A 23,540-nucleotide genomic window follows, 5' to 3' on the forward strand; every position below is an offset into this window, starting at 1 on the left:
CCGTCAGGGCCGTCCGATCGACCTGAGACCTGGAGCACCGATGCGCGAGTTCAGCGCCGATACCCCCGTGCCGCACGACCCGCGGCTCAACGTCCCTGGCCTGCTGCTCGGCCGGCTCGCCCGGGACCCGCACGGTGTGCTGATCGAGCGCAAGACCGGGCTGGGAGGATCGTGGCAGCCGGTCACGGTCAGCGGCTTCGTCTCCGAGGTCACGGCGCTGGCCAAGGGGCTGGTCGCGCAGGGACTGCAGCCCGGCGAGCGGGTCGCGATCATGTCCCGTACCCGCTACGAGTGGACACTCGCCGACTTCGCCGTCTGGTTCGCCGGTGGCGTGGGTGTGCCGGTGTACGAGACCTCCTCCGCGGAGCAGGTGCAGTGGATCCTCGCGGACTCCGGCGCCCGGCTGGCCGTGGTGGAGTCCGCCGCGCACGCCGCGGTGGTCGAGCAGGTCCGGGCCGAGGCGCCCGAGCTCGGCGGGGTGTTCGTGGTCGACGACGACGCGATCGGCCGGCTGATCCACCAGGGAGCCGCCGTCGATGACGCGGAGATCGAGCGCCGCCGTGCTCTGGCGTCGGCGGATGACCTGGCCACGATCATCTACACCTCCGGCACCACCGGCCGCCCCAAGGGGGTGGAGCTGTCGCACGGGAACTTCGTCGACAACATCCGTAATGGCGTCGCCCGGCTGGGCGAGGTGGTGTCCAAGCCCGGGGACCGCACCCTGTTGTTCCTGCCACTGGCACACGTCTTCGCGCGGTTCATCCAGATGATCGGGATCGAGTCCGGCGCGGTGCTCGGCCACGCGCCCAGCACCCGCAATCTGCTCGCCGACTTCGCGTCCTTCCGGCCGACGTTCATCCTGGGCGTGCCCCGGGTGTTCGAGAAGGTCTACAACTCCGCGGAGCAGAAGGCCGGCTCCGGCTTCACGCTGAAGATGTTCCGCTGGGCCGCCAAGGTGTCGATCACCTACTCGCGCGCGCTGGACACCGCCGGCGGACCCTCCCCCCAGCTCACGGCCGCCCACGCGGTGGCCAACAGCCTGGTGCTGCGCAAGCTGCGCGCCGCGATGGGCGGGTCGATGAAGTACGCGATCTCCGGCGGCGCCCCGCTCGGCGAGCGGCTGGGCCACTACTACCGCGGCATGGGCGTGGTGATCCTGGAGGGCTACGGCCTGACCGAGACCACCGCCCCGAGCGCGGTGAACACGCCGGAGCTGATCAAGATCGGCACCGTCGGACCGGCCTACCCCGGCACCACGCTGCGGGTGGACGACCAGGGCCAGATCTGGGCCAAGGGCCCGCACGTGTTCCGCGGCTACCACGACAACCCCGAGGCGACCGCGGAGGCGCTGCAGGACGGCTGGTTCGCCACCGGCGACCTCGGGTCGCTCGACGACGACGGGTACCTGCGGATCACCGGCCGCGCCAAGGAGATCATCGTGACCGCGGGCGGCAAGAACGTCGCCCCGGCCATGCTGGAGGACCGGTTCCGCGGTCACCCGCTGGTGTCCCAGGTGGTGGTGGTCGGCGACGGCCGGCCGTTCATCGGTGCCCTGGTCACCCTCGACCACGAGATGCTGCCGGGCTGGCTGAGCATGCACGGGCTGCCCGCGATGGACATCCGCGCCGCCGCGCAGCACCCCGACGTGCTCGCCGCGCTGGACCGGGCCGCCGCCCGCGCGAACGAGGCGGTCTCCCGGGCAGAGGCGATCAAGAAGATCCGGGTGCTGACCTCGGACTTCACCGAGGAGAACGGGTACCTCACCCCCTCGCTCAAGGTGAAGCGCGCGCTGGTGCTGCAGGACTTCGCCGCGGACGTCGAGGCGCTGTACACCGACACCCGGAGCGCCGAGGAGAAGGCGGCGGGCGGGGCGCACTAATCGCCCGTATCGCCCGATTCACCGGACGCCGGTTCCGGAACGCGTTCACGAGCGCTACAGTCTCCCGCTGTTAGGTAAGGCATACCTGACGGAGCGTGGGAGGCAAGCGTGGTCGCGAACGTCCTGATCGGTCTGCGCGAGGGCCTGGAGGCCTCGCTGGTGGTCGGCATCCTGCTGGCCTACCTGGTGCGCACCGGTCGTCGCGACCTGGTACCCGCGCTGTGGGCCGGGGTCGGCACCGCGGTCGTGATCTCCCTCGGCTTCGGCGCGCTGCTCACCTTCGGGCCCAAGGGCCTGACCTTCGAGGCGCAGGAGGCGATCGGCGGCACGCTGTCCCTGGTGGCCGCCGGGCTGCTCACCTGGATGATCCTGTGGATGTCCCGCACCGCGCGGCACCTGAAGCGGGACCTGGAGGGCCGGCTCGACCAGGCCCTGCTGGCCGGACGCCGCGCGGTCTACGTGGTCGCGCTGCTCGCGGTCGGACGGGAGGGCCTGGAGACCGCGCTCTTCCTCTGGGCCGGTGCGCAGGCCTCGTCCACCGTCGCCGGGCCGCTGATCGGTGCGCTGATCGGGATCGCGATCGCGGTGGTGCTCGGCTGGGCGGTGTACCGGGGGGCGGTGCGGCTCAACCTGGGCGTGTTCTTCTCCTGGACCGGTGCACTGCTGGTCGTGGTGGCCGCCGGCGTCGTCGCCTACGGCGTGCACGACCTGCAGGAGGCCGGGATCCTGCCCGGCCTCGGTGCCATCGCCTACGACATCTCCGCGATCGTCCCGCCGTCCAGCTGGTACGGCACGCTGCTCGCCGGGCTGTTCACCTTCTCCCCCGCCCCCACCTGGCTCGAGGTCGCCGCCTGGTGCGCGTACCTGGTGCCGGTCGGCTTCCTCTACATCCGTCAGGTCTGGGGACCGGGTGCACGGCGCCCGTCCCCCGCGCCCGCACCACCGGCCGCCGAACCCGCGGCCTGATCCCCGTCCTTCCCGCCCGAGACACCCGGAGCACCGATGACCCGTCCCACCCGCGCCGTCCTGCCCACGCTGGCCCTGCGCACCCTGACCGTCGGCGCCCTCGTCCTCCCGCTGGCCGCCTGCGTGGACAACAACGCCCCCGCCGACGCCGCCGAGGCGATCACCGTCGACTCCACCGCCGACGCCTGCACGGTCTCGGCCGTCGAGGCGCCGTCCGGCAAGCTCACCTTCACCATCACGAACAGCGGCGACGACGTCACCGAGTTCTACCTGCTCGCCGACGACAAGCTGCGGGTCGTCTCCGAGCTGGAGAACATCGGCCCGGGCCTGACCCGCGACCTGGTGGTCCAGGCGGCCCCGGGCGACTACTACACCGCCTGCAAGCCCGGCATGGTGGGCGACGGCATCACCGCCGCCTTCACCGTGACCGACTCCGGTGCGGACGTCGGCCCGACCGGCGCCCTCGCCGACCAGCTCGCCGAGGCCGAGACCAGCTACGTCGCCTACGTGAAGGACCAGGTCGGATCGCTGGTCACCGGCACCCAGCAGTTCGCGGACGCCTACACCTCCGGCGACGACGACACCGCCCGGTCGCTGTACGCGGGCGTGCGCGCGCACTGGGAGCGGATCGAGCCGGTCGCGGAGTCCTTCGGCGACCTGGACCCGCTGCTGGACGCCCGGGAGGCCGACCTGGCCGAGGGCGACGAGTGGAGCGGCTGGCACTACATCGAGAAGGACCTCTGGCAGCCGGACGCGGCCGACAACGGCGGCGAGGCCTACACCGCGCTGACCGCCGACCAGCGCCAGGCGGCCGCCGACCAGCTGGTCGAGCTGACCGGCGAGCTGGAGGACCGGGTCACCGCCGACGACTTCACCTTCCAGGCGTTCCAGATCTCGAACGGCGCCAAGGAACTGCTGGACGAGGTCGCCACCGGCAAGGTCACCGGCGAGGAGGAGATCTGGTCGCACACCGACCTCTGGGACTTCCGGGCCAACGTCGACGGCGCCGAGGTCGGCCTGGGCGTGCTGCGCGGCGTCGCCGAGCAGGAGGACCCCGACCTGGTCGCCCAGCTGGACGACCGGTTCGCCGCCCTGGACGACCTGCTGGCCCAGTACGGCTCGATCGACGACGGCTTCGTGTACTACGACGAGCTGACCGCCGACCAGGTCGCCGAGCTGGCCGCGGCGGTGGACGCGGTGAGCGAGCCGCTGTCGCATCTCACCGCGGTGATCACCGATGCCTCCTGAGCCGTCCGACCCACGGCCCGGCCCCAGCCGTCGCGCGCTCCTGCTCGGTGGCGGTGCCGCCGGGCTGGTGGCCGCGACGGCCGGTGGCGGCTTCTGGGCCGGACGTGCCTCCGCCCCCGACGCCGCCGCCGGCGGTGAGACCCGCACCTACCCCTTCGCCGGGGCGCACCAGGCGGGCATCGTCACCCCTGCGCAGGACCGGATGTACCTGGCGGCCTTCGATCTCACGACGGTCGACGTCGAGGACCTGAAGGATCTGCTCCGCTCGTGGACGACGATGGCCGCCCGGCTGACCCAGGGGCTGTCGGCCGGGCCGCTCGGCTTCGACAAGGGCAGCTACGACGCCCCGCCGGACGACACCGGTGAGGCCGCCGACCTGCCCGCCGCGGGACTCACGATCACGATCGGCTTCGGGCGGTCACTCTTCCTCGGAGCGGACGGCGAGACCGACCGGTTCGGCCTCGCCGACCGGCTGCCCGGCGCACTGGACCCGCTGCCGCACTTCCCCGGCGACGACCTGGACCCGGCCCGCTCGGACGGCGACCTGATCGTGCAGGCCTGCGCCGACGACCCGCAGGTGGCCGTGCACGCGGTCCGGAACCTGTCCCGGGCCGCCTTCGGCACCGCCCGACTGCGGTGGGCGCAGCTCGGCTACGGCCGGACCTCCTCCACCTCCACGGCGCAGAAGACCCCGCGGAACCTGTTCGGCTTCAAGGACGGCACCGCCAACATCATGGCGGAGGAGACCGCCGCGGTGGACCAGCACGTCTGGGTGCAGGACGCCGACGCCGCGGCGGACGGCACCGACTCGGCCTGGATGACCGGCGGCTCCTACCTCACCGGCCGCCGGATCCGGATGACGATCGAGACCTGGGACCGCTCCACGCTGCGCGAGCAGGAGAAGGTCGTCGGCCGCACCAAGGGCTCCGGCGCCCCGCTGTCCGGCGGCGAGGAGTTCACCGAGCCGGACTTCGCCCTGACCGGCCGGGACGGCGCCACCCTGATCGACCCCGACTCGCACGTGAAGCTCGCCCACCCCACGACCAACAGCGGGGTGCGGATGCTCCGCCGCGGCTACAACTTCACCGACGGCAACGACGCGCTGGGCCGGCTCGACGCCGGGCTGTACTTCATCGCGTTCACCCGCGACCCGCGCACCCAGTACGTGCCGATGCAGCAGGCACTCGCCCAGCACGACCTGATGGCGGAGTACCTGCTGCACACGTCGTCGGCGCTGTTCGCGATCCCGCCGGGCGTCCCGGCGATCGAGGCCGACGGGTCACTGGTGGACGACGGGTACCTCGGGGCCGGGCTGTTCGGCTGACACCGGCCCCGAGGGCCGCTCTCACACCACGTCGCGCAGCCGCGCCTGGTCGGCGGACTGGCTGGGCACCGCCTCGCTGGGCGTGGACTCGTCCACCCAGCGCAGCACCGCGCCGACCCCGTCGACCAGGTCGGCGCTGCCGTCCGGGACCAGGGTGAGCCCGGCGTCCTGACCCAGCGCCGCCCGCAGGAGCGCGACGTCGGCAGGCATCTCCCGCGCGGTCGCCGGATCGGCACCGAGCGCGGTCAGATCCGCGGCGGCCGTGGCCAACTGCAGCGGCTCGGGGCCGACGGACAGCGTGCGTGCGGTGAGCGCGGAGCCGGGCAGCGCCAGGTCGTCCCGGATCAGCAGCTCGGCCACCTGACCACGCTGCAGCACGGTCACCAGGTCACCGATCGACGTCACCGCCGCCTCGCCACGGCCCTGGGCGGTCCGGAACCGGTCCAGCACCTTCTCCCGCCGGCGGGCCCGGTGCGCGAGCAGCGCGTCCTTGACCCGCTGCTCGAAGGCCGACTGGTTGACCCCGTCCGCCCGCGAGCCGCCGACGACCTCGACCAGCAGGTCGCGCACCGGCTGCCCGACCGCGTCCCGCAGCAGGGCCACCGCGCGCACGTCCCCGGTGACCAGGACGATCTCCGGGTGCCGCTCGGCCACCTGCCTGTCCAGGTCGGCGGCCACCGTCTCGGCGTTGCGTTCCCAGGAGTCCTCCGCGCGGGTCTGCATCCGGCGGTGCGACCAGCCGCCGCCCTCCCGGATCTTGTGCAGCACGTCGTGGTCGCCGTCGACCACCTCCCGCTCCGGGCGGGCGCTGGTGCCGTCGGACCAGGTGAGGTCCGCGCCCTGCCGGTCGATCTCCACCAGGACGAAGCGGGTGGCCTGGTCGGCGGCCCGCACCGCCGGGGCCAGTGCCGGGACCGCGTCGTAGACCGCGCTGGACTGCGCCGGGGGCTCCTTCACCGTGCGGTCGACCACGATCTCCGTGGAGTCCGCGATCACCACCCGGCCGTGCGGTCCGGCGACCCCGGTCGGGCGGGTCACCCGTTCCTCGATCACGTCGAGCAGGGTGTCCGACGCGCCCGCGGCGGACAGCTCGCGGCGCAGGGACTTCCATCGGCCGGCGACCTCCGCGTCACCGGACGCGTCGGCGCGGGTGGCGTCGAGCAGGACGGTGATGAACGGGCCGGGACGTCCGAGCAGCGGCTTCAGCCAGTGCAGATCCAAGGCAACCTCCAGGTGCGAGCCGTGGGACCGACACACCGGAGGCGTGGCCCTCGGTGGCCGGCCGTCTGACCCTTCCCACCCTCTGACACCCGGGCGACGAACGCCAGCGGGATTCAGGACAGCGGCTGCTGGCCCGCGATCTCCTCGTGGTGCCGGATGACCTCGTCGACGATGAACGCCAGGAACTTCTCCGCGAACACCGGGTCCAGGTCCGACTCGTGCGCCAGATCCCGCAGGCGGGCGACCTGGCGTGCCTCACGGCCGGGGTCGGACGCGGGCAGGCCGAGCTCGGCCTTCAGCGCGCCGACCTGCCGGGTGGCCTTGAACCGCTCGGCCAGGATGTGGATCAGCGCGGCGTCGAAGTTGTCGATGCTGCCACGCAGTCGGGCCAGCTCGGGGGGCAGGGACTCAGGCACTCTTCTCCCGGGGGGCGCGCTTGGCGGCCTGGCGGGGCACCAGCGTCGGGTTCACGTTCTCCAGCACGACCTCACGGTTGACCACCACGCGCTCGACGTCGTCGCGGCTCGGCACCTCGAACATCACCTGCTGGAGGACCTCCTCCATGATGGCGCGCAGCCCACGGGCTCCGGTGCCGCGCAGCAGCGCCTGGTCCGCGATCGCGGCGACCGCGTCGTCGGTGAACTCCAGCTCCACGCCGTCGATCTCGAACATCCGCTGGTACTGCTTGACCAGGGCGTTGCGCGGCTCGGTGAGGATCCGCACCAGCGCCTCCTGGTCCAGCGGCGACACGGTCGTGATCACCGGCACGCGGCCGATGAACTCCGGGATCAGCCCGAACTTCAGCAGGTCCTCCGGCATGACCTCGCCGAAGACGTCCTTGTCGTCCGCGGAATGCAGCGGGGCGCCGAAGCCGATCCCCTTGCGACCCGAGCGGCTGGTGATGATCTCGTCCAGCCCGGCGAACGCGCCGGCGACGATGAACAGCACGTTGGTGGTGTCGATCTGGATGAACTCCTGATGCGGGTGCTTGCGCCCGCCCTGCGGCGGCACCGAGGCCTGGGTGCCCTCCAGGATCTTCAGCAGCGCCTGCTGGACGCCCTCACCGGAGACGTCACGGGTGATCGACGGGTTCTCGGCCTTGCGGGCGATCTTGTCGATCTCGTCGATGTAGATGATCCCGGTCTCGGCCTTCTTCACGTCGAAGTCGGCGGCCTGGATCAGCTTGAGCAGGATGTTCTCCACGTCCTCGCCCACGTACCCGGCCTCGGTGAGCGCCGTGGCGTCCGCGAGGGCGAAGGGCACGTTCAGCATCTTCGCCAGGGTCTGGGCCAGGTAGGTCTTGCCGCAGCCGGTCGGGCCGATCAGCAGGATGTTGGACTTCGCGATCTCGACGGCGTCCTCGCCGGAGCCCACGCTGCCCACGGTCCCGCTGGTGGCACCGGCCTGGATCCGCTTGTAGTGGTTGTAGACGGCCACCGCGAGCGACCGCTTGGCGGGCTCCTGGCCGACGATGTACTGCTCGAGGAACTCGAAGATCTCCTTGGGCTTGGGCAGCTCGGTCATGCCCAGCTCGGAGGCCTCCGCGCGCTCCTCCTCCATGATCTCGTTGCACAGCTCGATGCACTCGTCGCAGATGTAGACGCCAGGTCCCGCGATGAGCTTCTTGACCTGCTTCTGCGACTTGCCACAGAACGAACACTTGAGCAGGTCGGCGCCGTCTCCGATGCGAGCCATTGCTGTCCTCCCGTGCGCTCTGCCGCGCTGCCGTCGAGCCGTCTGCGTTCCGCCGGACCTGCCTGGGCCCGCGGACGCCCGATGAACCATTGCACACCACGGCCCGGGTCGGTGTCAGCCGGAGGCCCGGCGGACCTGGCGTGTCGCGGGTGCGCCCCGGGTGGATTCCACCCGGGGCGCACCCGTCGCTCACTTGGGCTCGACGGTGGTGGCGGTCACGCCCTTCCGGCTCTGCAGCACCTGATCGACGATGCCGTAGTCCAGGGCCTGCGCGGCGGTCAGGATCTTGTCGCGCTCGATGTCCTGCTTGACCAGCTCCAGGTCGCGACCGGTGTGGTGCGCCAGGGTCGCCTCCAGCCACTCGCGCATCCGGATGAGCTCGTTGGCGTGGATCTCGATGTCCGACGCCTGGGCGTAGCCGCCGCCCTCCATCGCGGGCTGGTGGATCAGCACGCGGGCGTTCGGCAGCGCCAGGCGCATGCCCGGCGAGCCGGCGGCCAGCAGCACCGCCGCGGCCGACGCCGCCTGCCCGAGGCAGACGGTCTGGATCTGCGGCTTGATGTACTGCATCGTGTCGTAGATCGCGGTCAGCGCGGTGAACGAGCCACCGGGCGAGTTGATGTACAGGGTGATGGCGCCGTCCGGGTCGGTGCTCTCCAGAACCAGGAGCTGGGCCATGATGTCGTCCGCGGAGGCGTCGTCCACCTGCACGCCGAGGAAGATGATCCGGTCCTCGAACAGCTTGGTGTACGGGTCCTGCCGCTTGAAGCCGTAGGCGGTGCGCTCCTCGAACTGGGGCAGCACGTAGCGGGACGACGGGGAGGGTGCGGCGGTGCCGCCCCAACCCCCGGCGAGGCGCCCGGCACGGGCGATGAACTGCGACTCGGTGCTCACGGGTTCTCCTTCTGGGACGTCAGGTCGGGGGTCGTCAGGCGTTGGTGCCGCCGCCACCGGCGACCGCGCCGGCGTGCGTGACGACCTTGTCGATGAACCCGTACTCCAGGGCCTCGGGCGCCGTGAACCAGCGGTCGCGGTCCGAGTCGTTGGTGATCTGCTCGACCGACTTGCCGGTCTGCTCGGCGATCAGCTCGGCCAGCACGGTCTTCATGTGCAGGATCAGCTGGGCGTTGATCCGGACGTCGGTGGCCGTGCCGCCGATGCCGCCGGAGGGCTGGTGCATCATCACGCGGGCGTGCGGGGTCGCGTAGCGCTTGCCCTTGGCACCCGAGGAGAGCAGGAACTGGCCCATCGAGGCCGCCATGCCCATCGCCACGGTGGCGACGTCCGGCTTGATGAACTGCATGGTGTCGTAGATCGCCATGCCCGCGGTGATCGAGCCACCGGGCGAGTTGATGTACAGGAAGATGTCCTTGTCCGGGTCCTCGGCCGCCAGCAGCATCATCTGCGCGCAGATGGCGTTGGCGTTCTCGTCCCGGACCTCGGACCCCAGCCAGATGATCCGCTCGCGCAGGAGCCGGTTGTAGATGGAGTCGTTGAGGCCGAGGCCCGCGGACTCTGCCCGGGCGATGGCCGGCGTCTGGTCGTTCACGAAGGCTCCCTCATGACGTGCGGTGGTGTGCTGTTGCAGCGACCCTAACGCCCGGGTCACCTGCGGATCGTCCCGCCGGACCCCCGTTTCGCTGTTGGCGCACGGGCGCTGCCGGCAGCAGCGGGCGGGAACGGCGGAGGCCCCGTCGCACGACGAACGTGCGACGGGGCCTCCGGTGGGACGTCGGTCAGGCCTGGGTGGCCTCGTCCTCCGAGGAGTCCTGAGCGGCGTCGGCTGCATCGTCGGCGTCCGAGCCGATGTACTCGGACAGGTCGACCGCGGCGCCCTTGTCGTCAGTGACGGCGATCCGGCGCAGCGCGACGGCCAGCGCCTTCGACCGGGCGACCTCGGCGACCATGGCCGGGATCTGGCCCTGCTGGTCGATGGTCTGGATGAAGGTGTTCGGGTCCATGCCGTACTGGCGGGACGCGGACACCAGGTAGTCGATCAGCTCGCCCTGGGCGACCTTGACCTCAAGCTTCTCGGCCAGAGTGTCCAGCAGGATCTGGTTGCGCAGGGCGGTCTCGGCCTGCTCCTTCACCTCGGCGCGGTGGGTGTCGTCCTCCAGACGGCCCTCCTGCTCCAGGTGACGGTGCACCTCGGCCTCGACGGCACCGGCCGGGACCGGGATCTCGATCGCCGACACCAGCTGCTCGAGCAGCAGGTCGCGGGCCTGGACGGCCTGGTTCTGACCCTTGATCCGGCCGGCCTGCTCGCGCAGGTCGTCGGTCAGCTCGGCGATCGTGTCGAACTCGGACGCCATCTGGGCGAAGTCGTCGTCGGCCTCGGGCAGGTCGCGCTGCTTGACCTGGGACGCGGTGACGGTGACCTGGGCCTTCTCCCCCGCATGCTCACCACCGACCAGCTCGGTCTCGAAGGTGGTGGTCTCGTCGGCGGACAGGCCGGTGAGCGCCTCGTCCAGTCCCTCCAGCATGTTGCCGGAGCCGATCTGGTAGGAGATGCCGGAGACGGTGTCGACCTCCTCGTCGCCGATCTTGGCGACAAGGTCGATCACGACGAAGTCCGTGTCGGCGGCCGGGCGGTCGACGCCGACGAGGGTGCCGAAGCGCTCGCGCAGCTGGTCGAGGCGGCCCTGCACGTCCTCGTCGGAGACCTCCAGGCCCTCGACCGCGATGGTCAGGCCCTCCAGCTCCGGGATCTCGATCTCCGGGCGGACCTCGACCTCGGCGGTGAAGACCAGGTCGCCCTCGTCGCCGGCGGTCAGGCCGGGCACCGTGGTGACGTCGATCTCCGGCTGACCCAGCGGGCGCAGCGTGTTGTCGCGGATCGCGGCGGCGTAGAACTCGGACAGACCGTCGTTGACGGCGTGCTCCATGACCGCCGGGCGGCCGACCCGCTGGTCGATGATGCGCGGCGGCACCTTGCCCTTGCGGAAGCCGGGGATGTTCACCTGCTCCGCGATGTGGGAGTAGGCGTGGTCGATGCTCGGCTTGAGCTCGTCGTACGACACCTCGATGGTCAGCTTGACCTTGGTGGGCTCCAGGGTCTCGACGGCGCTCTTCACTTCGATGATCTCCAACTGATCGGACGGTCGATGGGCCGGGGCGGACCCTGGCCGGGCCCGAACGCGGGCACAGCGAAGCGCGCGCGTCGGCTGATCGATGCTACAGGGTCGGGATGGCGGGATTCGAACCCACGACCTTCCGCTCCCAAAGCGGACGCGCTACCAACCTGCGCCACATCCCGTGCGGGGCAGAGTCTAGTGGCCGGGGACCGTCCGCCCGACCGGTTCGGCCTCCGGGGGCGCCGCGACGACGAACCGGCGGGCGGTCCCGGAGACCGGCGCGACCAGCAGCGCGGGCAGCAGGAACGCCAGGCCGAGCCCGGGCCGGTCGGCGAGCAGGCCGACCAGCACCGCCCCCAGGACGGCGCCGGCGTAGTTGAACAGGTTGATCCGTGCGATCACCTCGTCCACCCGCCCCGGGTCGAGCTCCCCAGCGGCGGAGAACGCCATCGGGACCAGGGCGCCGACCCCCACCCCGGCGGCGGCGAAGCCCGCGATCGCCGACCAGCCCGCCGGGACCAGCGCGGTGAGGGTCAGGCCGAGTGCGGCGAGCACCGCGGCGGCCAGCACGACCGGCGGGCGTCCGGCACGGGAGACCAGCCGGTCGCCCGCGAGCCGGGTCACCAGGACGGCCGCCTGGTACGCGGCGTAGCCGAGCGGGGCCACGGTGGCCGAGGCCAGCAGCACGTCGTGCAGGTAGACCGTGCTCCAGGTGCTCACCGCGGAGTCGACGACGAACGCCGCGAGGATCACACCGCCGAACAGCCAGATGCCACGGGTGGGCAGCGGACGGGGCGCCCGGACCGGGCCCGGGGTGGCGAGCCGCAGATCGGTGCCGATCAGGTGCCGGCGGGCGCCCAGCGCCACCACGGCGAGCGCCACCGCCGCGACCAGCAGGGCGATCGCGGCCCCGGTCCGGGCGACGGCGGACATCAGCAGCGCACCCGCGGCGGCCGCGGCGGTGTAGCAGGCGAAGAAGCCGGACATCACCGGGCGGCCGAGCCGGTGCTGCACCAGCACGCCCTGGATGCCCGCCGCCGCGTCGACCGTGCCCAGGCCGAGGCCGTAGAGCGCGAAGCCGGCGACGAACACCGGCATCGGCGTCGCCAGCGCCACCACCGGCAGCGCCAGCGCCTGGAGCACCAGGCCGAGCAGCAGGGCGGTGCGGCTGCCCCGCCGGGTCGCGACCCGCTCGGCGAGCACCGACCCGGCGGCGGCGGTCACGCAGACCAGCAGCACGATCAGGGACACCGCGGTGTCGTCGATCCCCTGGCGCTGTTTGAAGGAGGGCAGCGCGGTGACCACCGTGGCGTAGCCGAGTCCCTGCGCGGCGTAGGCCAGGGCGACCGCCGACCGGGTGGTCATCCGCGCAGTTCGGGGTGCCGGGCCGCGACGATCCCGAACGCCTCGTGCGCGACCTCGACGGTGCGGGCGATGTCGGCCTCGGTGAGCGCGGCGTTCAGGAAGTGGTTGTGGTGCGAGGTGAGGAAGACCCCGCGCTGCACGCACTCGGCCACCCATTCCTGGTGCAGCATCAGCGAAGGATCGTCGGCCAGGCGCAGATAGAACAGGGCGGGTGCGCCGGAGGCCACCAGGTGCAGCCCGTGGTCCGCGGCGGCGGAGACCAGGCCGGTGGTCAGCGTGGTGCCGAGCCGGTCGAACAGCGCCGGTGCGTCCAGCTCGCGCAGCGCGGTCAGAGTCGCGATCCCGGCGGCGAACGGCACCGCGCTCATCCAGTAGGAGCCGGTGTAGGACAGGCTGCTCACCACGTCCTTCAGCTCCTCGCGTCCGCACAGCGCGGAGACGTTGTAGCCGTTGGCGAGCGCCTTGCAGAAGCAGATCAGGTCAGCGCGGAAGCCGAAGTAGTGGTCCGATCCCGCCAGGTCCAGCCGGAACCCGGCGCGCACGTCGTCGACGATCAGCACCACCCCGTACTCGTCGCAGAGCGCTCGCACGCCCTGCCAGAACCCCGGAGCGGGCAGCTCATTGTCCACGAAGTTCCCGTGCATGTAGGGCTGGGCGATCAGCCCGGCGATCTCCCCGGCGTGTTCGGCGAACATCCGGCGCAGCGCGGCCAGGTCGTTCCACGGCGCGTAGAGGTTGTGCGCGACGTCCTCGGCGAGCACCCCGGGGTAGTCGAGCTTCTGGGTCCAGGGCGCGACCCCGTGGTAGAAGCCGTCGAAGAACACGATCTTCTTGCGCCGGGTGGCCGCCCGGGCGGTGAGCACGGCCAGCGTCGTGGTGTCGCCTCCGTTCTTGGCGAAGAACGCCCAGTCGGCGCTGGCCACGGTGTCGACCAGCAGCTCGGCGAAGTCGACCATGATCGCCGACGGGATCGTGACCACGTCCTCGAGCCGCTGCTGGGCAGCGGCCGCGGCGTGCACCCGCGGGTCGTTGTAGCCGAGGATGTTCGGCCCGTAGCCGCACATGTAGTCGAGGTACTCGTTGCCGTCCACGTCCCAGAACCGGGTGCCCTCGGCCCGTTCGGAGAAGAACGGGAACGCGGAGGTCGGGATGTAGCAGCCCTCGGCCGGACCCTGGTGGCCGTAGATGCCGGAGGGGATCACCTGGAACGCCCGGTCGAAGAGCTCCCGGCTGCGGGTGTAGGTGTACGGGGTGGTCAGCGGGGTCGTGGTCATCTCAGTCTCCGAGGTACTGGCCGACGCGGTCGAGGATCCGGTTCACGTTGTCGACCATCGACACCGTGCCCCGCATGGCGATGCTGCCGTCGCAGATGCAGGCCATCGCGCTCACCTGCCCGGACAGCAGCCGGCCGGCCACGTCCAGATCGGCGAAGGTCATCGCGGCCCGGGGCGACGGGGACCGCTCGGACAGGAACGTGATCCGGTGGTCGCGCACCCGCAGGGTGTAGGCCAGCTCGTCGCCGACCTCCAGGGCCACGTCGCCGTCCGGGATCAGGTGCGCGGAGAACCGGCCGGACACGTCCTCGTCCGCCAGCTGCGCGACCGCGGCCGCGGCGACCCGCAGGGTCAGCACGGTGCTGGTCGCCCGGAACCCGGGGTCCGCGAGGTCGGCCTCCCCCGGCCGCAGATAGCGCGCGAGCAGCTCGGTCAGCGGCGCGAAGACCCGGAGCAGGAAGCCCACCCGGTGCAGGCCGGTGACCGGCACCGGCTGGGCGGATCCGTCGATCACCCGGTTGAATGCCGCCGGTCCGGCGAAGGGCAGCACCACGGTGCCCACGGCCCGGTCCGGCACCAGGCGCACCGTCCCGTCCCGGAACGCGAGCACCGCGCGGGGGCCGCCGCGCACGACCAGGGCCACCGTGGTCGGCCGGGGATCGGAACGCAGCAGGTCGCGGGCTTCCGGCACCAGGCGCACCAGCTCGGGCAGGGCGCCGAGCACCGCGTGCAGATTCACGAAGGCGGCGGCGCGGGGATCGGTCTCGGTCAGCATCGGGCGGCTCCGGGGCTGGGGTCGGTGACCGCGAGCGCGGCCAGGGAACGGGCGGCGAAGGCGAGGGAACGGCGGGCGGCGGGGGTGTCCCGGTCGGCCAGCCAGGCGGTGGTCAGCCCGTCGGTGATCAGCACCAGCAGCCGCGCGGCGTCGTCCAGCGGCACCGTCCAGCGTGCCCCGGTGGCGGCGGCCACCGCGACCAGGCTGGCCCGGGCCGCCTCCCGGTACACGGCGTACTGGGCGGCCACCGCGTCGGGAGCGTGGCGGGCGGACCACACGGCGAGGTCGAGCAGGGCCAGCTCGCGCTCCGGGGCGGCGACCAACAGATCGAGGTAGCGGTCCAGGCCACGATGCACGGCCGTCTCGGGGTCGGTCGCCTCCACCCGGGGCAGCAGACCCTCCTCGGCAGCGCGGCGTTCGGCGTCGGTGACCTCCGCGACCACCGCCGCGAGCAGCTGCTCGCGGGAGTCGAAGGCGTAGTGCAGGCTCGCCAGCGACATCCCGGCCTCGCCCACCACCGCCCGGGTGCTGGCCGCCGCGACCCCGTCCCGGGCGATCACCCGCACCGCGGCGTCGATCAGCGCGCGGCGCCGGTCCTCGACCGCGATCCGGGGCATCGCTCACTCCCCCGTCAGCCGGTCGGCGACCCGGAGCACCCAGCGACGCGGCAGCAGGCCGGCGGCGACCGCGGTCCACCGGTTCCGCCGGCCCGCGATCACCGAGGGCGGCGGGTCCCGGCGGTCCAGCGCGCGGAAGGCCACGTCGACCACCTGCGGCACGGAGAGCATCTGACCGACCTTGAACCGGTCCGAACCGGCCGCCTCGAAGAACTCGGTCTCGGTCGGTCCCGGAGCCAGGGCGAGCACCCGGAGAGGCGTGCCACGGTTCTCCTGCCAGAGCGCCTCGGTGAGCGCCCGGACGTAGGCCTTGGTCGCCGCGTAGACCGCCAGCGACGGGCTCGGCTGGTACGCGGCGGTGCTGGTGATGTTGAGCAGCACGCCGCGCCGGGAGGAGAGCAGGTCGGGCATCAGCAGCCGGGACAGCGCCGTCACCGCGCCGACGTTCACCTGCACCTCGTCCGCGATCCGGTCCGGGTCCTCCGCCTCGAACCGGCCGTAGCTGCCGAACCCGGCGCTGTTGACCAGCACGTCCACTCGGATGCCGCGCCGGGCCAGCTCACCGAGCAGTGCCGCCGGCGCCCCCGGGTCGGACAGGTCCGCCGGCAGCACGGTGCAGGTGGTCGAGGGGAGCTCCGCCGCCAGCTGCTCCAGCCGGTCCCTGCGACGGGCGACCAGCACCAGGTCGTGGCCTCGCGCGGCGAACCGGCGGGCGAACTCGGCCCCGAACCCGGAGCTGGCGCCGGTGATCAGGGCGACGGGGCGGACGGTGCCGGTGATGGTGGCCTCCGGTGCTGTGACCCGACTGGGTCGATCGACCCAGTCGCGCCAGCGTCGCAGCCGGGCGCCGGGGGCACCAGAGCGGACGGGAAGGTTTTACCGGGACGCAACACCCCCGGAACGTCGGACCGTCCGGTGCACCAGCCCGCCGCCGGGACCCGGTAGGCTGGTCGCGCGATCCGGGTCGTCCCGGGTCCGCGCGGATGTAGCTCAATGGTAGAGCCTCAGTCTTCCAAACTGATTACGCGGGTTCGATTCCCGTCATCCGCTCCCCTGACCGGATCGCTCGTCGACCGGACGTCCCGGAACCGCTTCGACCAGCGGGCCTAAGCTCCGCCGCATGACCACCCCCACCCGCGACGACGCCGTCGTCGACCCCGCGCTCCCCGACCCGACCGATCCGCGCTCCGAGTACGAGAAGCTGCTCGCCGGGGACTGGTACCGGTACCGGCTGAGCGCGGAGCTGGGCGAGATCACCGCGCACGGCCACGAGACGTCCCGGCGGATCGCCGAGGTCTACCGCGAGGACGCCGCGGCCGGGGTGGCGCTGCTGCGCGAGACGATCGGCGGCTTCGGCGAGGGCGCGGACTTCCGCCCGCCGTTCTACGTGGAGTACGGACCGCATCTGAGCGTCGGCCGGGGCACCTTCGTCAACACCGGGTTCATGGTGATCGGCGGCGGCCGGGTCACCGTGGGCGAGGACGTGCTGATCGGGCCGGACGCACGGTTCTACACCTCCAACCACCCCACCGACCCCGCCCTGCGCCGCGAGGGCTGGGAGCGGGCGCTGCCGATCACGGTCGGGGACAACGTGTGGTTCGGCGGCAGCGTCGTGGTGTGCCCAGGGGTGACGATCGGTGCGGACAGCGTGGTCGCCGCGGGGTCCGTGGTGACCAGGGACGTCCCGGCCGGGGTGGTCGTGGGCGGGAACCCGGCGCGGGTGATCCGGGCGGCCGGGGCCCCGGCCGTCTAGCTGCGCTCCACCCAGTCCGCGACCGCGTCCAGGTAGGCGCTGCGGGCGGGCTCGGGTGACAGTGCGAGGTCGTGGCCCCCGCCCTCGATCACCTCGACCGTGACGTCCTCGCCCAGGCTCGGGGCGAGGCGCCACATGTCGGCGACGTCCAGCACCGAGTCCGAGGTGAGCAGGTGCTCGTGCCAGCGGTCGTCGGGTCCGGTGGTGTCCGAGGTGAGCATGAGCACCGGCACGTCGACGGCGAGCCCACGGCGGACGGCGGCGTGCCCGCGGCGGACGGCACGGACGAACGAGGCCCGGGCCGGGAACTCGGTGTGCGGCTTCCACGCGAGGTCGTACTGCCACTCGGCGTGCAGGGCCTCGCCGTAGTGCGGGGCCATCCGGCGCAGCGGCAGATCCGGGACGAGCAGGCCCAGCACGTCGATCGCGCCGGTGAGGACCGTCCGCTCGAACCGGGTGCCGCGCAGGTCGAGCCAGGGGCTGTTGAGCACCAGGGCGTCGATCAGGCCGGTGCCCCGGCGGGCGTCCGCCCAGAGCGAGGCGATCAGCCCGCCGGTGGACGCGCCGAGCAGGACGACCCGGCGGTGCCGGCGGCGGAGCAGGTGGACGGCGGTGTCGATCTCCTCGGCGTACACCCCGAGCGAACGGGTGGTGTTCGGGCGGCGGCCGGGGCGGATGGAGCGCCCGTAGTCCCGCAGGTCCAGGCCGTACACGTCGATGCCGCGCGCGGCCAGGTCGTCGGCCACGTGCGCGTGGAAGAAGTAGTCGACGAATCCGTGCACGTAGAGCACGGCCGGGCGGTCCGGGTCGGTGCCCGCGTCGCGGCGGTTGACCAGCGTGGCGACCGGATCGGGCGCACCCGGGCGGTCGGGCCGCAGCGGGAGGGTGCGGCGGCGCCAGTCGGGGCCGAGGACGTCTGCGTCGGTCATGCCCGCATCGTGGCACGTGAGCGGTGGCGACGGGGGTCGGACTGGGCCACGGTGGAGCCCGTGACAGGTGGACATCCGCGCGCGGGCATGTTTGTCGGCGCCGGGCTGTTACGGCTACCGTCAGCTCGGCCGAACCGGCCGGTGACCTGGGACCGCACGGAGGGAGCGCACGATGCCGCAGTCGCACGTGCCCGCCCCGCGCGCCGCCGGAGTCACCACCTCCTGTCACTGTCGATAGAGCGCTGGCCGCTCCGGGTCCCGGACCGGGACCCGACGCCCGCCGGGCCAGCGCTCGCCCCGATCCAGCACCTTCTCCCAGACAGGACGGCATGACATGGCACGCATCTACGACGACGCGACCCAGCTGATCGGCAACACCCCGCTGGTCCGGATCAACAAGCTGACCGAGGGCCTCGGCGCCACGGTGGTCGGCAAACTGGAGTTCTACAACCCGGCGAACTCGGTGAAGGACCGGATCGGGGTCGCGATCGTGGACGCCGCCGAGGCCTCCGGCGCGCTGCAGCCCGGCGGCACCATCGTCGAGGCGACCAGCGGCAACACCGGCATCGCCCTGGCGTTCGTCGGCGCGGCCCGCGGCTACGACGTCGTGCTCACGATGCCGGAGTCGATGTCCAAGGAGCGCCGCGCGCTGCTGCGGGCGTTCGGCGCGGAGCTGATCCTCACCCCGGCCGCCGAGGGGATGAAGGGCGCGGTGAACAGGGCGAACGAGGTGGTCGAGGAGCGTCCGGGCGCTATCCTGGCCCGCCAGTTCGCCAACGAGGCCAACCCGGCGATCCACCGCCGGACCACCGCCGAGGAGATCTGGAACGACACCGACGGCGCGGTCGACATCGTTGTCGCCGGGATCGGCACCGGTGGGACGATCACCGGCGTCGGCCAGGTGCTCAAGGAGCGCAAGCCCTCGGTGCAGATCGTCGGCGTGGAGCCGGCCGAGTCGCCGATCCTGAACGGCGGGCAACCGGGCCCGCACAAGATCCAGGGCATCGGCGCGAACTTCGTGCCGGAGATCCTGGACACCTCGATCTACGACGAGATCATCGACGTCGACGCGGACACCGCGGTGAAGGTCGCCCGCCAGGCCGCCACCGACGAGGGCCTGCTGGTCGGCATCTCCTCCGGTGCGGCGCTGCACGCGGCGATCGAGCTGGCCAAGCGGCCGGAGAACGCCGGGAAGCTGATCGTCACGATCATCCCGTCCTTCGGCGAGCGCTACCTGTCCACCATCCTCTACGCCGACCTCCTGGACTGAACCACATGACCTCGACCAGCACCCGCCCCTCGCCGCTGCGCCGGTTCACCCGGACGCTGCGAGAGGACCTGGAGACCGCGCGGCGGCGTGACCCCGCCGCGCGGTCGCTGGTCGAGGTCGCCCTGGTCTACCCGGGGCTGCACGCGGTGTGGGCGCACCGGGTGGCGCACCGGATGTGGCGCGAGCCCGGTCTGCGGCTGCCGGCCCGGATCCTGGCGCACCTGTCCCGGGCGATCACCGGCGTGGAGATCCACCCGGGAGCGACCGTCGGGCGGCGGCTGTTCATCGATCACGGCATGGGCGTGGTGATCGGCGAGACCGCGGTGGTCGGCGACGACGTGGTGCTGTTCCACGGCGCGACCCTGGGCGGCAAGTCCATGCGCAAGGGCAAGCGGCACCCGACCGTCGGCGACGGCGTGGTGGTCGGCGCCGGGGCCAAGGTGCTCGGTGCGGTGTGGATCGGCGACGGCGCCCAGATCGGCGCGAACGCCGTGGTGCTGCGCGACGTCCCGCCGGGCGAGGTCGCGGTCGGCGTCCCGGCGACGATCCGCCGCAAGCCCGCCGCCGCACCCCCGGAGCCGGAGATCGACGACCCGGCGATCTACATCTAGGCCGCGCGGCCTAGGGCGGACGGAGCTGCCGGGCGCGGGCAGGAGCCGATCAGGGCAGTTCTCGCACGGCCGTCGTCATGTCGCCTCCGGCGTCCCCGGTGTTGACCGTGCCCCGGGGCTCGACCAGCAGCGCGTGGACCTCCCCCGCCGCCTTCGGGCAGTGCTCGACGCCGCGCGGCACGACGAACACGTCGTCCGGGTTCAGGACGACGTCGCGGTCGCGGAGTTGGATGGTCAGCCGCCCGCTGAGCACCATGAAGAGCTCGTCGGTCTCGGGATGGGTGTGCCACACGAACTCGCCGTGCAGCTTGACGACCTTGACGTCGTAGTCGTTGATGCTCGTCAGCCGGTGGGGCTGCCAGTGCTCGGTGACCGCGGCGAGCGCGTCGCGCACATTGCGCACCTCGTCCGTCATGCCCCGGGTCCTCTCCACGTCACGGTGTCCCCCACGCGCTCGGTCAGTCCTCGACCGCGCCGTCGGTCCAGGTGCGCGCGCCGATCTCCGGTCGGTTGGTCCACGGGTCGGACAGCAGCGGCGAGGAGATCAGCATGTCCGCGGTGGCCCGGTTGCTGGCCATCGGGACGTTCCAGACCGCGCCGATGCGCAGCAGCGCCTTGACGTCGGGGTCGTGCGGCTGCGGCTCCAGCGGGTCCCAGAAGAAGACCAGCATGTCGATGACGCCCTCGGCGATCTTGGCGCCGATCTGCTGGTCGCCGCCGATCGGGCCGGACAGCAGGCGGGTGACCGGCAGGCCCAGCTCGTACTCGAGCATGGTGCCGGTGGTGCCGGTCGCGTAGAGGTGGTGGCGCGACAAGGTGCCCCGGTTGAACTCGGCCCAGCGGAGCAGCTCGACCTTCTTGTTGTCGTGCGCGACGAGGGCGATGTGATGCGCGACGGAAACCATGTGCCCAGGGTAGAGCCGCCACCTGACTGTTCTAGTTCTCATCAAACAACTAGAGTGTTCTGATGCTGTTCCGGATCGATCCCACCGCCGATGAGCCGCTGTTCCAGCAACTCGCGCGGCAGGTGCGAGCTGCGGTGATCCGCGGGGAGGTCTCCCCCGGTGATCGACTGCCCGCCGCCCGCGAGCTCGCCGGCTCCCTGGAGATCAACCTGCACACTGTGCTGCATGCCTACCAGGACCTGCGCGACGAGGGCCTGATCGAGCTGCGCCGGGGCCGGGGAGCCCTCGTGGCCGACCGCGGCGCACAGGACTTCACCCCGCTGCACGAGGCACTGGACGCCCTGGTGGCTGCAGTCGGAGACCTGGGACTGGCCACCGACACCACCCTCGGACTGGTGCGCGAGGCACTGGGAACGGAGAAGCGATGAACCACCGTCTGTCCAGCACCTTGCTCGGGCTGCTGCCCTCGGCAGCATTCCTGATGGCGGCCGGGCTGCTCGCCTGGTCCTGGCGCCCCGAGCTGCCGGACCCGATCGCGGTGCACTTCGGCCCGGACGGGGCGGACGGCTTCGGATCGCTGAGCGGGTTCCTCGCGACGATGCTGGGCATCTTCGGGGTGCTGGCCATCGGAGCCTGGCTGATGGCGATCCTGCTCGGCCGTTCCGCGGCCACCCGACGACTGGGGGTGGGCTTCGGGGTCGGGATGAGCGTCTTCGGGGCGGCCAGCACCCTGGGCACGCTGGCCGGCGCCCGCGGGCTGACCGATGCCGCGCAGACCCCGGGAGTGGACGGCACGCTGCTGGTCGCGCTGACGGCCGGACCGCTGCTCGGCGGACTGGCCGCCTGGGCGGTTCCCTCGGACCGACCCGACCCGGCCGCCGGCACGGTGCAGGGACCCCGCCTCGACCTCGGCGCACAGGAGCGCGCGGTGTGGAGCCAACGGGTGACCAGCACCGTCGGACTGTGGATCGGCTGCGGCACGACGCTGCTGATGGCGGGACTGTCGGTGGCGTTCCGGACGCCGGCGCTGCTCATGATCGCCACACTCCTCGGCGTGCTGCTGGCCAGCATGATGATCTTCCGGGTCACCGTGGACGGCACCGGGCTGCATCTGCGTTCCGCGCTGGGCTGGCCGCGGGCGGATGTCCCCGGGGAGGAGATCACCGCAGTGGAGGTCACCGAGGTCCGAGCGTTCCGGGACTTCGGCGGCTGGGGCGTTCGAGTCGGGCGCAACGGCTCGGTCGGTTATGTGCTGCGGGACGGCGAGGGCATCCGGGTGTCACGGACCGGCGGGCGCGATCTGGTCGTGACGGTGCCGGACGCGGAGACCGGGGCGGCGCTGCTGGCCACCCTGGCCGAGCGGGCACAGGACTCCGGTCGCCGGACGGTGTGAGACCGGGCAGCATGACGCCCGTCGACGACGACGGGAGCAGGGATGCGCATCGGGTTCCACACCGGTTACTGGTCGGCGGGTCCCCCGCCCGGTGCGGCCGAGGCGGTGCGGGAGTGCGACCGGCTCGGCGTCGACTCGGTGTGGACCGCGGAGGCCTACGGCTCGGACGCGTTCACGCCGCTCGCCTGGTGGGGTGCGACCACCGAGCGGGTGCGACTGGGCACCGCGGTGGCCCAGATCGCCGCCCGGACGCCGACCGCGACCGCGATGGCGGCGCTGACCCTGGACCACCTGTCCGGCGGACGGTTCACCCTGGGGCTCGGCGTCTCCGGACCCCAGGTGGTGGAGGGCTGGTACGGCGCGCCCTATCCCCGCCCACTGGCCCGGACCCGGGAGTTCGTGGCGATCGTCCGGGACGTGCTGCGCCGCGAGATCCCCGTGCGCGCCGACGGCGACTTCTACCGTCTCCCGCTGCCGGAGGGCACCGGGATGGGCCTGGGCAAGGCGTTGCGGTCCACGGTCCATCCGCTGCGCGCCGACCTGCCGATCCACCTGGCCGCCGAGGGGCCGAAGAACATCGCGCTGGCCGCGGAGATCGCGGACGGCTGGCTGCCGCTGTTCTACGCCCCGCGACTGGACGGCGAGTTCCGGGAGCTGCTGGCCGACGGCTTCGCGCGGCGAGTGGCGGGCACGGGGGCGGTCGAGGACTTCGAGGTGTCGGCGACGGTCCCGGTGTCGCTCGGCGCGGACGTGGAGTCGGCGGCGGACCGGATCCGGCCGTTCGTGGCGCTGTACGCGGGCGGCATGGGGGCCAAGGGCGCGAACTACCACGCGAACGCGCTGGCCCGCCTGGGCTATGCGGAGGCCTGCGCCGAGATCCAGGCGCACTGGTCGGCGGGCGACCGGGCCCGGGCCGCGGCGGCGGTGCCCACCGAGCTGGTGCGGGACGTGGCGCTGGTGGGGACGCCGGCGGACCTGGCGGAGCAGGCGGCGTCCTGGCGGTCGACGGCCGTGACGACGATGGTGCTGCAGTGCGCTCCGGCGGAGCTGCCCAGCGTGGTGGACGCGCTGAGCTGATCCCACCTGGCAAGACGGTCGGTATCGCGCCTTGTGCGGGCCGGTGGTCACCGCTAAGTTCGACCCATCCCGAGGCGTGAACGTCATGTCTCAGCGGGTAAGACGACGCGAAGGAGGCGGCCGTGCCCATGCATCGCACGCTCCCCTGTCGCTGTCCGCGCTGT

General features: G+C 72.3%; 24 protein-coding genes and 2 tRNA genes. 11 read left to right on the plus strand and 15 right to left on the minus strand.

From position 1 onward, the window contains the following. Positions 1-40: 40 nt before the first annotated feature. From OGL89_RS09640 to efeB, 4 genes are all read left to right on the plus strand, one after another. On the plus strand, positions 41-1,879 hold the full coding sequence (locus OGL89_RS09640) for an AMP-dependent synthetase/ligase (RefSeq protein ID WP_263119826.1): 1,839 nt from the start codon (positions 41-43) through the stop codon (positions 1,877-1,879). 108 nt (positions 1,880-1,987) lie between these two features. Continuing rightward, positions 1,988-2,845 carry an iron uptake transporter permease EfeU gene (gene efeU / locus OGL89_RS09645; RefSeq protein ID WP_263119827.1) on the plus strand — a complete coding sequence of 286 codons (858 nt, stop codon included), beginning with the start codon at positions 1,988-1,990 and terminating at the stop codon, positions 2,843-2,845. 36 nt (positions 2,846-2,881) lie between these two features. After that, the gene (gene efeO, locus OGL89_RS09650; RefSeq protein WP_263119828.1) at positions 2,882-4,093 is read left to right on the plus strand and encodes an iron uptake system protein EfeO; all 1,212 of its coding nucleotides are present in this window, start codon (positions 2,882-2,884) and stop codon (positions 4,091-4,093) included. Continuing rightward, positions 4,083-5,417: an iron uptake transporter deferrochelatase/peroxidase subunit gene (efeB, locus tag OGL89_RS09655; RefSeq protein WP_263119829.1), complete on the plus strand. Its 1,335-nt coding sequence runs from the start codon at positions 4,083-4,085 to the stop codon at positions 5,415-5,417. Before efeO ends, efeB begins: the two co-directional genes overlap by 11 nt. A gap of 21 nt (positions 5,418-5,438) precedes the next feature. Here the strand turns inward: efeB and OGL89_RS09660 are convergent, their stop codons facing one another. The 12 genes from OGL89_RS09660 to OGL89_RS09715 all read right to left on the minus strand — a co-directional run bounded on the left by OGL89_RS09660 (position 5,439) and on the right by OGL89_RS09715 (position 16,218). Beyond that, positions 5,439-6,638, minus strand: a complete 1,200-nt coding sequence (locus OGL89_RS09660) for a Vms1/Ankzf1 family peptidyl-tRNA hydrolase (RefSeq protein ID WP_263119830.1) — start codon at positions 6,636-6,638, stop codon at positions 5,439-5,441. Positions 6,639-6,751: 113 nt separating this feature from the next. Beyond that, a complete protein-coding gene (locus tag OGL89_RS09665) occupies positions 6,752-7,054 on the minus strand; it encodes a chorismate mutase (protein WP_263119831.1) in 303 nt (100 codons plus the stop codon). Further along, on the minus strand, positions 7,047-8,333 hold the full coding sequence (gene clpX, locus OGL89_RS09670) for an ATP-dependent Clp protease ATP-binding subunit ClpX (RefSeq protein ID WP_263119832.1): 1,287 nt from the start codon (positions 8,331-8,333) through the stop codon (positions 7,047-7,049). The genes OGL89_RS09665 and clpX overlap by 8 nt, the downstream gene beginning before the upstream one ends. 189 nt (positions 8,334-8,522) lie before the next feature. Further along, positions 8,523-9,227, minus strand: coding sequence for an ATP-dependent Clp protease proteolytic subunit (locus OGL89_RS09675; RefSeq protein WP_346770696.1), 705 nt, complete (start codon positions 9,225-9,227; stop codon positions 8,523-8,525). Positions 9,228-9,261: 34 nt separating this feature from the next. After that, positions 9,262-9,882 (minus strand): ATP-dependent Clp protease proteolytic subunit, encoded by a 621-nt coding sequence (locus tag OGL89_RS09680; protein ID WP_263119833.1) that lies wholly within the window; start codon positions 9,880-9,882, stop codon positions 9,262-9,264. Positions 9,883-10,069: 187 nt separating this feature from the next. Continuing rightward, positions 10,070-11,407, minus strand: a complete 1,338-nt coding sequence (gene tig, locus OGL89_RS09685) for a trigger factor (RefSeq protein ID WP_263119861.1) — start codon at positions 11,405-11,407, stop codon at positions 10,070-10,072. A gap of 108 nt (positions 11,408-11,515) precedes the next feature. Continuing rightward, positions 11,516-11,589, minus strand: a tRNA-Pro gene (locus tag OGL89_RS09690). A gap of 13 nt (positions 11,590-11,602) precedes the next feature. Further along, the gene (locus OGL89_RS09695) at positions 11,603-12,772 is read right to left on the minus strand and encodes an MFS transporter (protein WP_263119834.1); all 1,170 of its coding nucleotides are present in this window, start codon (positions 12,770-12,772) and stop codon (positions 11,603-11,605) included. Continuing rightward, the gene (locus tag OGL89_RS09700) at positions 12,769-14,046 is read right to left on the minus strand and encodes an aminotransferase class III-fold pyridoxal phosphate-dependent enzyme (protein ID WP_263119835.1); all 1,278 of its coding nucleotides are present in this window, start codon (positions 14,044-14,046) and stop codon (positions 12,769-12,771) included. The genes OGL89_RS09695 and OGL89_RS09700 overlap by 4 nt, the downstream gene beginning before the upstream one ends. Before the next feature lies 1 nt (position 14,047). Continuing rightward, positions 14,048-14,821 (minus strand): hypothetical protein, encoded by a 774-nt coding sequence (locus tag OGL89_RS09705; protein WP_263119838.1) that lies wholly within the window; start codon positions 14,819-14,821, stop codon positions 14,048-14,050. Then, on the minus strand, positions 14,815-15,438 hold the full coding sequence (locus OGL89_RS09710; protein WP_263119839.1) for a TetR/AcrR family transcriptional regulator: 624 nt from the start codon (positions 15,436-15,438) through the stop codon (positions 14,815-14,817). The genes OGL89_RS09705 and OGL89_RS09710 overlap by 7 nt, the downstream gene beginning before the upstream one ends. 3 nt (positions 15,439-15,441) lie before the next feature. Then, complete coding sequence (locus OGL89_RS09715) at positions 15,442-16,218, minus strand: SDR family oxidoreductase (RefSeq protein ID WP_263119862.1); 777 nt, start codon at positions 16,216-16,218, stop codon at positions 15,442-15,444. A gap of 199 nt (positions 16,219-16,417) precedes the next feature. On the opposite strand from OGL89_RS09715, the gene OGL89_RS09720 reads away from it, so the two are divergent. Both OGL89_RS09720 and OGL89_RS16955 read left to right on the plus strand, forming a co-directional pair. Continuing rightward, a tRNA-Gly gene (locus OGL89_RS09720) sits at positions 16,418-16,488 on the plus strand. 70 nt (positions 16,489-16,558) lie between these two features. Then, positions 16,559-17,191, plus strand: coding sequence for a sugar O-acetyltransferase (locus OGL89_RS16955; protein ID WP_276582258.1), 633 nt, complete (start codon positions 16,559-16,561; stop codon positions 17,189-17,191). Here OGL89_RS16955 and OGL89_RS09730 read toward each other — a convergent pair. Then, the gene (locus tag OGL89_RS09730) at positions 17,188-18,120 is read right to left on the minus strand and encodes an alpha/beta hydrolase (protein ID WP_263119841.1); all 933 of its coding nucleotides are present in this window, start codon (positions 18,118-18,120) and stop codon (positions 17,188-17,190) included. The two genes, OGL89_RS16955 and OGL89_RS09730, sit on opposite strands and share 4 nt — an antisense overlap. Positions 18,121-18,454: 334 nt before the next feature. Here OGL89_RS09730 and cysK point away from each other — a divergent pair, with 334 nt between their 5' ends. Both cysK and epsC read left to right on the plus strand, forming a co-directional pair. Further along, positions 18,455-19,390: a cysteine synthase A gene (gene cysK, locus OGL89_RS09735; RefSeq protein ID WP_263119844.1), complete on the plus strand. Its 936-nt coding sequence runs from the start codon at positions 18,455-18,457 to the stop codon at positions 19,388-19,390. A 5-nt stretch (positions 19,391-19,395) separates the two neighbouring features. Continuing rightward, positions 19,396-20,001: a serine O-acetyltransferase EpsC gene (epsC, locus tag OGL89_RS09740; protein WP_263119845.1), complete on the plus strand. Its 606-nt coding sequence runs from the start codon at positions 19,396-19,398 to the stop codon at positions 19,999-20,001. 49 nt (positions 20,002-20,050) lie between these two features. Here the strand turns inward: epsC and OGL89_RS09745 are convergent, their stop codons facing one another. Together OGL89_RS09745 and OGL89_RS09750 are read right to left on the minus strand one after the other, a co-directional pair. Continuing rightward, positions 20,051-20,416: a cupin domain-containing protein gene (locus OGL89_RS09745; protein ID WP_263119848.1), complete on the minus strand. Its 366-nt coding sequence runs from the start codon at positions 20,414-20,416 to the stop codon at positions 20,051-20,053. A gap of 43 nt (positions 20,417-20,459) precedes the next feature. Then, positions 20,460-20,906 (minus strand): methylglyoxal synthase, encoded by a 447-nt coding sequence (locus OGL89_RS09750; protein WP_263119850.1) that lies wholly within the window; start codon positions 20,904-20,906, stop codon positions 20,460-20,462. 62 nt (positions 20,907-20,968) lie between these two features. Between OGL89_RS09750 and OGL89_RS09755 the strand changes: the two genes are divergently transcribed. The 3 genes from OGL89_RS09755 to OGL89_RS09765 are packed head-to-tail and all read left to right on the plus strand — an operon-like array spanning position 20,969 to position 23,376. After that, positions 20,969-21,334 carry a GntR family transcriptional regulator gene (locus OGL89_RS09755; protein ID WP_263119852.1) on the plus strand — a complete coding sequence of 122 codons (366 nt, stop codon included), beginning with the start codon at positions 20,969-20,971 and terminating at the stop codon, positions 21,332-21,334. Further along, entirely contained in the window at positions 21,331-22,299 is a 969-nt protein-coding gene (locus tag OGL89_RS09760) for a DUF1648 domain-containing protein (protein WP_263119855.1), read from the plus strand. Before OGL89_RS09755 ends, OGL89_RS09760 begins: the two co-directional genes overlap by 4 nt. A gap of 42 nt (positions 22,300-22,341) precedes the next feature. Then, positions 22,342-23,376, plus strand: a complete 1,035-nt coding sequence (locus OGL89_RS09765) for an LLM class F420-dependent oxidoreductase (protein ID WP_263119857.1) — start codon at positions 22,342-22,344, stop codon at positions 23,374-23,376. Positions 23,377-23,540: the final 164 nt, after the last annotated feature.

Source organism: Cellulomonas sp. RIT-PI-Y (assembly GCF_025642745.1).
Classification (GTDB): domain Bacteria; phylum Actinomycetota; class Actinomycetes; order Actinomycetales; family Cellulomonadaceae; genus Cellulomonas.

What these genes read in the sequence shown, in the direction of transcription:
- OGL89_RS09730 (WP_263119841.1), bottom strand. Translation starts at nt 18,120, where the DNA reads ATGACCGACGCAGACGTCCTCGGCCCCGACTGGCGCCGCCGCACCCTC.
- OGL89_RS16955 (WP_276582258.1), top strand. Translation starts at nt 16,559, where the DNA reads ATGACCACCCCCACCCGCGACGACGCCGTCGTCGACCCCGCGCTCCCC.
- OGL89_RS09710 (WP_263119839.1), bottom strand. Translation starts at nt 15,438, where the DNA reads ATGCCCCGGATCGCGGTCGAGGACCGGCGCCGCGCGCTGATCGACGCC.
- clpX (WP_263119832.1), bottom strand. Translation starts at nt 8,333, where the DNA reads ATGGCTCGCATCGGAGACGGCGCCGACCTGCTCAAGTGTTCGTTCTGT.
- OGL89_RS09765 (WP_263119857.1), top strand. Translation starts at nt 22,342, where the DNA reads ATGCGCATCGGGTTCCACACCGGTTACTGGTCGGCGGGTCCCCCGCCC.
- cysK (WP_263119844.1), top strand. Translation starts at nt 18,455, where the DNA reads ATGGCACGCATCTACGACGACGCGACCCAGCTGATCGGCAACACCCCG.
- OGL89_RS09760 (WP_263119855.1), top strand. Translation starts at nt 21,331, where the DNA reads ATGAACCACCGTCTGTCCAGCACCTTGCTCGGGCTGCTGCCCTCGGCA.
- epsC (WP_263119845.1), top strand. Translation starts at nt 19,396, where the DNA reads ATGACCTCGACCAGCACCCGCCCCTCGCCGCTGCGCCGGTTCACCCGG.
- efeB (WP_263119829.1), top strand. Translation starts at nt 4,083, where the DNA reads ATGCCTCCTGAGCCGTCCGACCCACGGCCCGGCCCCAGCCGTCGCGCG.
- OGL89_RS09750 (WP_263119850.1), bottom strand. Translation starts at nt 20,906, where the DNA reads ATGGTTTCCGTCGCGCATCACATCGCCCTCGTCGCGCACGACAACAAG.
- OGL89_RS09640 (WP_263119826.1), top strand. Translation starts at nt 41, where the DNA reads ATGCGCGAGTTCAGCGCCGATACCCCCGTGCCGCACGACCCGCGGCTC.
- OGL89_RS09705 (WP_263119838.1), bottom strand. Translation starts at nt 14,821, where the DNA reads ATGCTGACCGAGACCGATCCCCGCGCCGCCGCCTTCGTGAATCTGCAC.
- OGL89_RS09700 (WP_263119835.1), bottom strand. Translation starts at nt 14,046, where the DNA reads ATGACCACGACCCCGCTGACCACCCCGTACACCTACACCCGCAGCCGG.
- OGL89_RS09745 (WP_263119848.1), bottom strand. Translation starts at nt 20,416, where the DNA reads ATGACGGACGAGGTGCGCAATGTGCGCGACGCGCTCGCCGCGGTCACC.
- efeO (WP_263119828.1), top strand. Translation starts at nt 2,882, where the DNA reads ATGACCCGTCCCACCCGCGCCGTCCTGCCCACGCTGGCCCTGCGCACC.
- OGL89_RS09755 (WP_263119852.1), top strand. Translation starts at nt 20,969, where the DNA reads ATGCTGTTCCGGATCGATCCCACCGCCGATGAGCCGCTGTTCCAGCAA.
- OGL89_RS09695 (WP_263119834.1), bottom strand. Translation starts at nt 12,772, where the DNA reads ATGACCACCCGGTCGGCGGTCGCCCTGGCCTACGCCGCGCAGGGACTC.